General features: G+C 38.6%; 11 protein-coding genes. 2 read left to right on the top strand and 9 right to left on the bottom strand.

Annotation, left to right across the window (positions count from 1 at the left end):
* From ACQ5H4_RS12415 to ACQ5H4_RS12400, 4 genes are all read right to left on the bottom strand, one after another.
* Nucleotides 1–228 (bottom strand): hypothetical protein (locus ACQ5H4_RS12415; RefSeq protein ID WP_430775219.1); only part of this gene is annotated, 228 nt, incomplete at its 3' end.
* A gap of 126 nt (nucleotides 229–354) precedes the next feature.
* Complete coding sequence (locus ACQ5H4_RS12410) at nucleotides 355–1,578, bottom strand: MFS transporter (protein ID WP_430775218.1); 1,224 nt, start codon at nucleotides 1,576–1,578, stop codon at nucleotides 355–357.
* Nucleotides 1,579–1,592: 14 nt separating this feature from the next.
* Nucleotides 1,593–2,006 carry a MarR family winged helix-turn-helix transcriptional regulator gene (locus ACQ5H4_RS12405; protein ID WP_430775217.1) on the bottom strand — a complete coding sequence of 138 codons (414 nt, stop codon included), beginning with the start codon at nucleotides 2,004–2,006 and terminating at the stop codon, nucleotides 1,593–1,595.
* A 119-nt stretch (nucleotides 2,007–2,125) separates the two neighbouring features.
* The gene (locus tag ACQ5H4_RS12400; RefSeq protein WP_430775235.1) at nucleotides 2,126–2,551 is read right to left on the bottom strand and encodes a methyl-accepting chemotaxis protein; all 426 of its coding nucleotides are present in this window, start codon (nucleotides 2,549–2,551) and stop codon (nucleotides 2,126–2,128) included.
* 539 nt (nucleotides 2,552–3,090) lie between these two features.
* Here ACQ5H4_RS12400 and ACQ5H4_RS12395 point away from each other — a divergent pair.
* Nucleotides 3,091–4,005, top strand: a complete 915-nt coding sequence (locus ACQ5H4_RS12395) for an ABC transporter ATP-binding protein (RefSeq protein WP_430775216.1) — start codon at nucleotides 3,091–3,093, stop codon at nucleotides 4,003–4,005.
* Nucleotides 3,992–4,828 carry an ABC transporter permease subunit gene (locus ACQ5H4_RS12390; protein ID WP_430775215.1) on the top strand — a complete coding sequence of 279 codons (837 nt, stop codon included), beginning with the start codon at nucleotides 3,992–3,994 and terminating at the stop codon, nucleotides 4,826–4,828. Before ACQ5H4_RS12395 ends, ACQ5H4_RS12390 begins: the two co-directional genes overlap by 14 nt.
* A gap of 52 nt (nucleotides 4,829–4,880) precedes the next feature.
* Here the strand turns inward: ACQ5H4_RS12390 and ACQ5H4_RS12385 are convergent, their stop codons facing one another.
* The 5 genes from ACQ5H4_RS12385 to ACQ5H4_RS12365 form a co-directional block, all read right to left on the bottom strand.
* On the bottom strand, nucleotides 4,881–5,942 hold the full coding sequence (locus ACQ5H4_RS12385; protein ID WP_430775214.1) for a Ger(x)C family spore germination protein: 1,062 nt from the start codon (nucleotides 5,940–5,942) through the stop codon (nucleotides 4,881–4,883).
* A complete protein-coding gene (locus ACQ5H4_RS12380) occupies nucleotides 5,939–7,033 on the bottom strand; it encodes a GerAB/ArcD/ProY family transporter (RefSeq protein ID WP_430775213.1) in 1,095 nt (364 codons plus the stop codon). Before ACQ5H4_RS12380 ends, ACQ5H4_RS12385 begins: the two co-directional genes overlap by 4 nt.
* Before the next feature lie 24 nt (nucleotides 7,034–7,057).
* Nucleotides 7,058–8,545 (bottom strand): spore germination protein, encoded by a 1,488-nt coding sequence (locus tag ACQ5H4_RS12375; protein WP_430775212.1) that lies wholly within the window; start codon nucleotides 8,543–8,545, stop codon nucleotides 7,058–7,060.
* A gap of 123 nt (nucleotides 8,546–8,668) precedes the next feature.
* On the bottom strand, nucleotides 8,669–9,667 hold the full coding sequence (locus tag ACQ5H4_RS12370; RefSeq protein ID WP_430775211.1) for a F510_1955 family glycosylhydrolase: 999 nt from the start codon (nucleotides 9,665–9,667) through the stop codon (nucleotides 8,669–8,671).
* Between the two features lie 21 nt (nucleotides 9,668–9,688).
* The gene (locus ACQ5H4_RS12365) at nucleotides 9,689–10,885 is read right to left on the bottom strand and encodes a cell wall-binding repeat-containing protein (protein ID WP_430775210.1); all 1,197 of its coding nucleotides are present in this window, start codon (nucleotides 10,883–10,885) and stop codon (nucleotides 9,689–9,691) included.
* Between the last annotated feature and the right edge of the window lie 125 nt (nucleotides 10,886–11,010).

Genomic DNA, 11,010 nt, shown 5'->3' with positions numbered 1-11,010 from the left:
TGCTTGTTTTCGGGCTCTGATCTGTCTAAATCCACCCTTCATTCGGACTCTGGTTACGCTTTCTGCTCTGGCTCCTGTCCGAATGGACCCTTGATTCGGACTCAATGCTTGTTTTCGGGCTCTGATCTGTCTGAATCCACCTTCATTCGGACTCTGGTTGCGCTTTCTGCTCTGCCTCCTGTCTGAATGAACACTTGATTCAGACTCAATGATTAGTTTCGAGCGCAATCCTGTCCCAATCCTCCTCTCACCCAGACAAGACCACCGTTTCCATAACCTCTTCTGCCGAAATCAGCCACACAAATAAGGACTCGGATAAATATCCGAGTCCACTCTTCCCCAAAAAGCACCAAACTAATTAGCCCGCTTATTCAATTCCGTACGATAAGTTGCTTCCGCGTTCTTGCTGATGGATTTTCTCAAATTAAAGTAGACGTATACAGCCATTCCTGCCAGTACATAAAACGATCCGTAAAAGTATAGTTGACTAAATGAAAGTCCAGATGCTAATAGTCCAACGATATAGGATCCAAAACCAATTCCCATATCAAACACAGATAAAAAGGTGGCTGTTGCCATGGCTCTTCGTTTCGGTGGTGCAGACTGTATCGCAATGGTTTGGAAAGTTGGAAACAAAGTACCCCAACCAAGGCCGATAAAAGCAGCTGCAAGCAAAAAGATAAAACCTGATGATGCTTGACTCAGAATGAACAAACCAATGGAGAAAAGAACAATCCCAGGAAACACAATGATATTTGCTCCGAATTGATCAAACCATCTTCCAGTAAAGGGACGCGACACTAAGAGGACAACAGCATAAACAACGAAGAAAAAGCTTGCGACGTGTCCTAAATGGATTTCATTTGCATACACAGAGATGAATGAAATGATCGACGAATAGATAATTGCAAAGAATGCACCTGTTATGGCAATCGGTAATGCGGTTTTCTCAAAGAGTGAACCTGTTGTAAACTTCGTCGGTTCCTTTGAAGCTTCTCTATGCTCCTTCGTTTTTGATATAGAGAAACCTGCAACAAGTCCACCGATTGAAGCAACGAGAGCAATCATAAGCATCACATGAATGCCACCACTTTGCATGGAAGTTAACCCGAGGTAAGGTCCAATGACCATTGCTAGTGATGCGGATAAGATAAAGTATCCCATTCCTTCTCCTCTTCTTTTTTCAGGGATAATATCCGCTACGATCGAGCCAGCAGCTGTGGTTGCCATCCCAAAGCTAATTCCATGAATCAGCCTTACCGTTAGCAGTTGTGGAACACTATTTGCAAAGAAATAGAATAAGGTGGTAGCAAGAAATAATACTAATGAAGTGATCAATATGATTCTACCGCCATATTTTTCAATTAATTTACCTGAAAAAGGGCGTATAATGATGGCTGCTAGAAGAAAAGCGGTGGTAAGTAAACCAGCTGAGGATTTAGATGCCCCTAAGTCGTTCACGACGTAAACTGGTAATGTGACTAAGAGAAAATAGAAGCTCATAAATAAAAAGAAATTGCTGGCTGAAACCGCAATAAAGTTTCTGGTCCACAATTTTATTTTTGTTGTATCATCCAAGGTGTTCACACTCCCTATAATTTTTTTAACCATGTGGTCACAAGGACTCGCAATTCCTTTTGATCAGGTTCTGAAAGGCCACTAATGATTTGATTATTCACATTCATCACGGCTTGTTCCCAAACTGGATAGCTTGTGATGGCCTTTTCGGTGAGACCGATATATTTTTTTCGTCGATCTTCCCCCTCCGTCTGTTCAATAAGCCCTAATTTTTGAAGCTTCTGTATGGTTCTTGTCATTGGTGGAGCTTCAACCGCTAAATACTGGCATAGTTCTTTTTGCGTCATAGATCCTTTTTCCTTAAGCACAAATAAAACTGACCACTGAGAGCTATAAATTTCATACGGTTCTAATGCCGCATTTACTCTTTTGGTCAGGTTCCTTGAAAGCTGGTGGATACTGTGAAATAGCTCATGTTTCTCCTGCATCTAATTACCTCTCCTTACCTATCATAATACTACTATATCACAAAATAGTTACCTAGGTAACTATTCTATATTAAAAAGGGCACTCCGTGTAGAGGAAGTGCCTGTTAGATCGTTACTTATTATAATTTATTTGCAAATTCTCCAAGCTTCTTTGAAAGCTTTTCAATCTCCTCGACCAAGGAAGAAATTTCATGAATGGACTCCGCTTGTTCGTCACCAACAGCGGCTATTTTTTCAATCGATTGTCCCATATCGTTCGTCGCTTTTTGAATTTGTGAAGTGATTTCACTCACCTTTTGTGTGGAAGATACGGTTTCTCTCGAGAATTTCCGAATCTCGTTTGCCACTACTTCGAATCCTTTCCCATGCTGTCCTGCTCTAGCCGCTTCAATGGCTGCATTCAAACCGAGTAAGTTCGTCTGATCAGCAACTTTCTTGATCATTGACAAAACGACATCCGTTTCTTTCACATTCTCTCCCGCTTGACTCGACTGTTCGAGAAGTTCCTTTGATAGTCGGACTAAGGATTCAGAGCCTGTTGCCACTGAATTAATTTGTTCCGTAGCTTGCGACAAGGAATTTGAAATTTTCTCAGCAATGGCTCTTAGTTCACTCTGTTTTCTAATTTGAACAGCTATTCCTCCAATGACCTTATTTTTCTCATCATGAAGTGGAAGAGCCGTACCTGTAAATTCAAATCCATAGAAATCTTTTGGTACTTCTGCTTGCAACCTTTTATTTTGACGAATCGCAACAGAAAGGGGTTCTTCGCGATTAATTTTTTGCCCAACTTTAATCTTTAAATCAATATTATCACCCGGAAAATAGGCAATAAATTCTTCTAGGTTACAGACGGCAATCGATAAATCAGCAGGAATGGCTTCTTTAAATACCGGGATGAATTCAACCAATTGTTGTAATGAGTTTATTTTATTCAAAACGTGTTCTCCTGTTCGTTTTCTTCTACCTTATTAGTGATATAATTACCTTAATAATGGAAATTCATCATTACTAGAATAAATCTAGTTACTTTTTTTACAAGTGGTTAGTTATATAAGGTTTATTTTAAAAAGGGGGACAAAAGATGACTCCAATTATTCAAGTAGACGGAATTCAAAAACAATTCGATGCTCGGCCTGTATTACATGATGTATCTTTCACCGTTAATAAAGGCGATATTGTCGGGTTGCTAGGACCTAATGGCAGTGGAAAAACGACGATCATTCGATTATTAAATGGTGTTATTGAAGCCACAGCGGGAAAGATACTCGTCAACAATTGGGATCCCCATACACAAGGTCATGAAATTCGAAAAATCAGCGGGATACTTACAGATGGAGCAGGTCTTTATCACGAGATGAGTGGTGTTGATAATCTTAGGTTCTTCGGGAAACTTTACGGAGTAAATGATGAGATAAAGATTCAACAATTACTCGAGGATTTTCAACTGGCCGACCATCAGCACAAAAAAGTGGGTACCTATAGCACAGGTATGAAACGCAGATTAGGAATCATCAAAGCCATCTTACATAACCCGACCATCTTGTTCTTAGATGAACCGACCAATGGATTGGACCCAGAAGGTATTCAAATGGTCCTTCAAAATATCCATACACTTAACAAAAAATATGGAACCACCATCTTCCTTTGCTCTCATATTCTGCACCAGATTGAAAGCGTTTGTACACAATATTTATTTTTAGATCATGGTACCATTATTGAATCTGGTACCAAATCAGGACTAGAAGCAAAATATATCAAAGAAATCTCTGTAAAAATTGAGACAAACGCGGTTGTTAATGAACTAAATCCTCTATATAAAGTGGTCAAACAGGACGGCTCTTTTATCACTTTTATCTTGCAAACAAAAGACCAATTGCCAAGATTATTAGAGGAAATATTGAAGAAGCAATTCTGGATTCACCATGTAGAGATTCAAAATAGAGATTTAGAGAGTTTGTATTTTCAGATTAGAGGTGTGAAAAATGAAGATAAATAGGCAACTAGTCTGGACTATAGCTTTGAAAGATATTAAGGGTATAACAAGTAATAAACAAGTACTCATCGGTCTAATCATCCTGCCCTTGATTTTTGCTATCATTTTTCCCGCTGCACTTATTTTACTTATTCATTTTGTTCCTCTCACCTCTTCTGATATAGAGACAATGACAAACACTATTTTATCTGGTCTGCCTAACGGAGAAATGAAAGACACGATTAACGCGTTACCAACGTTTAACCATCAAATCATTTATGTGGTTGTAAACTATTTGTTAGGTTCTATGTTTCTTCTTATTCCCGTCATCAATTCGATGATGATTGCTCTTAATAGCTTTGTTGGGGAAAAGGAGAGAGGCACCTTAGAAAGCCTGTTATTTGCACCAATCACCGTAAAGGAATTGTTTATTGGAAAGGTACTTTCGGCTTTTGTTCCAACCATGGTTTTAACAATCGGCAGCTTTGTCATTTTTGGTGTTATTACGACTGCCATAACCTATCGAATCTTTGATGGTTTTATTTTTCCAAATATCAATTGGATTTTGCTTGTATTTTGGTTATCTCCAATCATTACTTTATTTACGATTTTAATAGTAGTATTAGTGTCAGCCCGGTCAAAAAGTTTTCAGGAAGCTCAGCAAATCGGTGGACTGGTCATCCTTCCGATCGTTGGTTTATTCGTAGGTCAAGCGACAGGGATGTTAATAATTAGTCCCATCATCCTTCTTTGTGTCGGCCTTTTCTTATTAATCATTAACATTCTGCTGCTCTTCTTAATATCTAAATATAATAATCGAAACACCTTATTTGAAAGCCAAGTATAATTAATACAAAAACCTCTTTTTGTGGATTTCCCCCATTAAGAGGTTTTTGCTCTTATTCAATTACTCCCGTTTCAGTAATTAACACTTTACTCGATACTTCGAAAGTAGTATTCGGATAGACTTCATTCCACTTTTCCGGATCAAACTTTCTTGTTTGAGTTTTTGCTAAAACACCGATTCCAATGGGGTCGATGCCATCATCTCGGAAACGATTCAGTAACTCTTCTGTTCTTTTATTTATTTGCTCTTCCAATGACTTTCCGGCTAAATCAATTACTTTAGGATCAAGGGCTTTACCTGAGTATTCTCTTATATGCGCTTCTAATTTGACACGTAACTTTACCTTTGGCTGGGTTAATGGATCCTCGATTTGATACTTCCTTTTCATCGTTATATTGTATGTAGTGACATAATCCTTCCCTACTTTAAAAGTATAGGCACCATTCCTGAAATTCTCCATAAGAGCCTTAAAAAAGAACATATCTTTGTCATTCAGATAATCTACTGCTTTATCTCCTTTGAATAAGGCAATTCCAATAATCTTCACTTTATTTCCTGTTAATTTCACATAGGGAAGAAAAGAATCTTTTACTTTTGAATAATACGAGTACATAAATAAATGAAGATTCGACCGAGGCAACTCTCGATGCCTCATATTATGTTCAAACAAAGTATTTAAATAAGCTCCTGTTCCAAGGTTTCCAAGATTCTTTTCCAATATTTCATCCGCATTGCCATCAACAACAGCCAGATACAATCGAGAACCAATACCAGCATCACGTTCAAATGTATCCGTTATTTCATATACCCCTCTTTCCGCTAGCTCTTTTCCAAATAGAACAACTTCGATACCACCATTTTCTAATGGATCCGCTGATTTCATTTGTGATTGTCGATTAATTTCTTTGCTTACTTTAGCTACACTCATAAAAGATTCATTCGAAATACTTTTATCTGCTTTATAAACTGGGATAACGATTGTTCCTTTGACTTCTCCATCTTCTCTAGCATCATATCCAACTGCACTCATAATATTGATATCATCAATGATTTTTTGTTCCACACAGCCTGTTAATAGTAATAAGGACATCAGTAAGATAACGATCTTCATCATGCGGATTTCCGCCCTTTCATACGATGAAAAATAGTACTAAAAAGAAATAGAAAAGGAATATAACCAAAAATTAAATAAAAACCTATTTCAGCAGTAAAGTTACTTAACATGTCTATTTGTTCACGGGTTTTTAATAAACAACAACCTGCAAAAACAAGTAATAATAATAAAACTAATAATACCCGTTGTTTCTTTTTAAAGACTCGTTTTGCCCCCCGGCTTGCAGACCACATTGCTAAACAAAGATTCGGCAAAATCATAAATAACCAAGAAGAAATCGCCACGTATTCAATTCGCTCGACAAATGGAAGCTGAACAATTTTTAACATGGTAAGGGTTGCCCATATATTCCGGGTTAATTGCTCTTCTGAAAAGTACGCGATACTTACGATCATCACCGCAAGATACACAAAGATCGTCGATGCTGAACCTAAATGAGCCCATTTTTGTGATTTCTTCGGATCTTTAAAAAATGGATAATAAAATAACAATGTCTCAAACCCTAACACACTTAATGTAATTTGCTTGGTTGATTTTAAAATTTCTAACACGGAGTGATCAAAAATAGGCAGCAGATTTTCAAAAAATGCATACTTTAAGGGATAGAACAAGGAAAATAACAAATAGGAAGGGAGGACAACTCCTAAAACGGCCATCCCAGTAACGGTACGGAGACCTCCATTGACAATATAAAAAACAATAATCAATATCACAATTGAGAATAGGCTAATTCTAATTCCAGGAAACATCCAGACCTGCACTACTTCTATATAGGACCTTAAAACAGTGATTGCTAATAAACAAAAATAAACAACTAACAAAATGGAAAAGGCCGCTCCTATCCATTTGCCAAACAGTACCCGATGCACATCAGTAATATCTCCGTCTTGTTTATTAAGAATTTGATAAATCATCCATATGATGACATGAACTCCTATTCCTCCTAAAATAATAGACATCCACGCATCATTTCCGACTGCCTTTGTGAGCACTCGCTGAAAACCTAAAATTCCAACTCCTATTTGAATCGCTTGGACCAGGTAAAAAGAAAAAAATGGTGATACTTTTAATCGGTCTGGGATGGTAGTCACAAAGGAACAACTCCTTCTAACGAGCTATTCATCAATATCTCGATGAACTTTTTCATCTTTTGGTGAGAAGCGTTTTTTCTGTTCAGGATGATTGTGAACAGGTCTTCGACTTAGCTTGGAAAATGGCAGTCGAATAATCGTATCCTTTAAATCTCTAACCCTTGTAGGATAAAATGGCTCTAGATATGGTCTCCCTAATGAGGTTAACTGCAATAAATGTCCTGCCAGAAACGAAAAGCAGAGAACAATTCCTATTAAGCCCCATGCATGTGCAAAAAATAAAAATGGAAACCGGATCAAACGGATCGTGTTACCGAATTGATACGTCGGCGTGGTAAATGAAGCCAGAGCTGCCAAGGCAACCATGATTAACAAGACATTACTTGTTAGGCCAGCTTCAACTGACGCAGTCCCGATAACGATCCCGCCTACGATACCAATGGTTTGACCTACCTTTGTCGGAAGTCTAGCTCCGGCCTCTCTTAGTAATTCAATGGTCAGCTCAAGAAACAGAGCTTCTAAGATCGGTGGCAAGGGAATTGCTCTTCTTGACGTAATTAAGGTTGCCAATAAATCCTTCGGTATTAATTCATAATGATACGTCAAAGTCGCTACATAAATAGGTGTGATTAAAATAGAAAAGGCAATGGATGCAATTCTGACAATCCGAATGAAGGAAGCAGCATACCAATTTAATAAATAGTCCTCAAATGTAGAGATGGACTCATTAAACGTAGTAGGACCGATCAATGCATGTGGTGATCGATCGACTAATATGGCTAACTTACCCTCAGCCAATGCCGTCGCCACCCGGTCTGGCCTTTCGGTATCAAGAATTTGCGGAAAAGGAGATCGCTGATTGTCCGCAATAATTTGTGAAATATAAGCCGTATCACCAATCGCATCAAAATCGATTTCATTCAGTCGCTGCTTGAGCGTATTTACGTTTTCTTCATCTGCAATATCTTCTATATATAAGTAGGCCACTCCGGTATTTGATAAATCACCGATTGTAATTTTTTCCACTCTTAGGCTATCAATCGGCAATCTTTTTCGAATAAGGTAAATATTTGTATCTAATGATTCAACAAAAGATTCTTTCGGACCCACTACACTAAATTCAACTTCAGGTGGAGAAATGGACCGCTTTTCATCCTTCTTTGCTGGAATTAAAACTCCATGATGATCTGAATCTGTGAAGTAAATATACACATACCCAGAAGGCATCTTTTCAGTTAGATCCTTCGGGCTTGTAACATCAATAATTTCCTCAATCGGAATTTTTGACTTGAGTTCTCCCAAGTCACTGATTTCTAGCAAATTCGGTAGGATATATTGATGGATTATTTCCGCATCCACGATACTTGAAAAATAGGAAATAACATACGGAACGTTGCCATGCTCCTTTTTATAAAACACAAAATCAGTTGATTTCCTTAGAGAATCAAACGCTTCCCTTATGGTCGTAATTTCTCGTTTTTTCTCAGATTTTTTGTTACTCCCTTTTTTCATCAAATTTCTCACCGAACTTTCACAAGTAAAAATTATGCTAGGATTATTATCCTTTAAGAGGAAAAAATTATACTTTATCTACATAAAAAAGACGCAGAGAACTCCTTCTCTACGTCTGACTCTTTATTGTAAAACCCCTGATCGCGCTAGAAAATTCCAGTTTTCACCTTGATCAGTGGTTTGGTAAATGTCATTGTTAAAGCTAACAAATGTGATTTCATGCTCGTTTTTTGGATTGAATGCGGCGAACATGACAGCGTCTTCCTTCATCTCCGGCAGGTTAATTTCCTCTTCTTCATCATCAGTTAAACTTCTTAGTACCAATGAAGGCTGACCATCATATTCACCGTAGAGGAGACGATCACCTGTAAAATAAACGCTTGTTCCCTGTGTTCCTGTTGTAAGTAACTCAAAGCTTTCTCCCTGATCTTTAGACAAGTAAATTCCATCCTCACCCGCGGCTGCCAAAATATTTTTATCCATTGGATGTACAGCCAATCCGATGAGCTCACCTTTTAAACCATTCGCGGAGACTACTTTCCAATTGGCACCGTCGTCTTCACTCACATAAAATCCATCTGCCTTCATAATGGAGTTTTTATGTGGGCTCATCGCAAAAATCTGATGATTGTTATATCCAACGGCCATAAGATGAAAATCCACTTCGGCTTCAAAGCCAAGACCTTGTAAGGTTTGACCATAGTCCACACTTTTCATTATGCCAATCGGATTGGGAAGCTTAGAATCTGTTCCTGGATGACCACTAGAATAAAATCCATCATCGGTCGCGTTAAATCCCATATAATCGTTATTTTCCCTCTTCGTTTTTAACCATGTTCCATTCTCATATATCTTTAATCCGTCATGAGCGGCAAAAAAGGCAGCCCCTTGTTCTCCCACATACCCGAGCCCGTGGATATGATCTGATTTTCCAGTGAACGGTTCAAAAAAGTCATGTGATGCAAGAGAGACTTTAGTTTTATCTTCCGTTTCATCCTGGGAGTCTGAGCCCTGAGTTTCAGTTTGATTTGTTGACTCCTCTGGTTGTGCTGTCTCGTCTTCTTGGCTGCACGCCGTTAATGTTAAAAGGCTAATAGCAGCCACTAGTAAAATATTTTTCATCTTAAAAAGGTCCTCCTATGATTAATGTGAACCATGTCCCCCGCTTCCATTAGCTGGAGAAATCTCTAACATACTATCCATCATTCCTTGTGTATCCATTGAAACTTCTTTCAAATTCGCTAGAATATAGGCGTGGTTGTATGGCCCAACAGTTGGGTCATCAGTAAACTTTGGTTGAAGAGCTCCTAAATATTCATGTATTTCACTTGTAGCTTCTCCATTCTCCAACCAAAGAAGTGGTGCATGCTTTCCTAAATGGGCAAAAGGTGCTCCAGCGATGGCAAACTCAGGTTGAGCGGTTGTCGTAAAAGCAAACCCATGACCTGGTTCCGTCACACCCCAGCCAAAACCTGTTTTTTCATCCTTAAATTTAGCAAAAGCAATGGATGCTTCCACGGGAGTTTCTCCTGCAATACGATTCACCTTTCCATACTCTTCTAAGCTAGCAACAACACTCTCAGAAATCACTTCTTCAGGTGCCAACACATACATATTTGCTTTATTTCCACGGGATTGTAATGCTTCCACAGTGGCTTGGGGGATTTTATCCTTTGAAACAAATAAAACAGGTTCAGGCATATGAGCAATCCAGTTAGAGGCAACAAGTGAGTATAACTTTGCATCGTCCTCAAGAGAAACGATGATCACACTTTGAGGCAATTCTCCAGCCGTCTCGGCATACTTCTTATCAACTGCAAATGCAAATTCAGCTGGATCGTTTCCGGTGATTTGCTCCACCTTATACTCTTCTAATGCGTCAAGAACCTTCTCGGAAGCATCTCCCATGACCATCACTTCTGTTCCATTCACATTTCCAGTTGGGCTCAAGCGTTTGATTTCATGTAATGTTTCCTCCGAAAGCTCTTGATTGTAAAATAGTACCGGCCCATTATTCGGATGGTGGATTAAATCGGACCCAGCAAGAGCGATTTGCCATTGATCCGCTGGTGCTAAAATAACGGTTCCAGGTCGATTATCGTTCCCCGTTGCTGGCCAAATGGTTTGCGAGACCATAATCGCTGCCTCATTCAAAGTATCAGCATCTAGCCTTGTCACATTTTTCGTACTTGTAACAAGAAGCTCATTCGATACATTCCCATTGGTTTCAGTAACCTCAGTATGCTCTTCTGCTTCCTTTCCTTCGTCTACATTCGAAGTACAAGCAGCTAAAAATGTTAGAAGCAATATACTTATCATACTTGCAAATCGTTTTCTCATCTACGTTACTCTCCTTTTTCTACAAATTCATAGTGAAAACATAGTTTCACTTTAACAACACTTTGTGCAGATTTTATGCATAAAGTTTGATTCTTTTTTGTCATCTGCTAGTATTGCCTTATTTT

Source organism: Bacillus coreaensis (genome assembly GCF_050586445.1).
Taxonomy (GTDB): Bacteria; Bacillota; Bacilli; order Bacillales; family Cytobacillaceae; genus Robertmurraya_A; species Robertmurraya_A coreaensis.
The sequence above is the reverse complement of the archived record's forward strand: the minus strand, read 5'-3'. Positions and strand labels throughout refer to the sequence as shown.

What these genes read in the sequence shown, in the direction of transcription:
- ACQ5H4_RS12405 (WP_430775217.1), bottom strand. Translation starts at nt 2,006, where the DNA reads ATGCAGGAGAAACATGAGCTATTTCACAGTATCCACCAGCTTTCAAGG.
- ACQ5H4_RS12395 (WP_430775216.1), top strand. Translation starts at nt 3,091, where the DNA reads ATGACTCCAATTATTCAAGTAGACGGAATTCAAAAACAATTCGATGCT.
- ACQ5H4_RS12390 (WP_430775215.1), top strand. Translation starts at nt 3,992, where the DNA reads ATGAAGATAAATAGGCAACTAGTCTGGACTATAGCTTTGAAAGATATT.
- ACQ5H4_RS12385 (WP_430775214.1), bottom strand. Translation starts at nt 5,942, where the DNA reads ATGATGAAGATCGTTATCTTACTGATGTCCTTATTACTATTAACAGGC.
- ACQ5H4_RS12375 (WP_430775212.1), bottom strand. Translation starts at nt 8,545, where the DNA reads ATGAAAAAAGGGAGTAACAAAAAATCTGAGAAAAAACGAGAAATTACG.
- ACQ5H4_RS12370 (WP_430775211.1), bottom strand. Translation starts at nt 9,667, where the DNA reads ATGAAAAATATTTTACTAGTGGCTGCTATTAGCCTTTTAACATTAACG.
- ACQ5H4_RS12365 (WP_430775210.1), bottom strand. Translation starts at nt 10,885, where the DNA reads ATGAGAAAACGATTTGCAAGTATGATAAGTATATTGCTTCTAACATTT.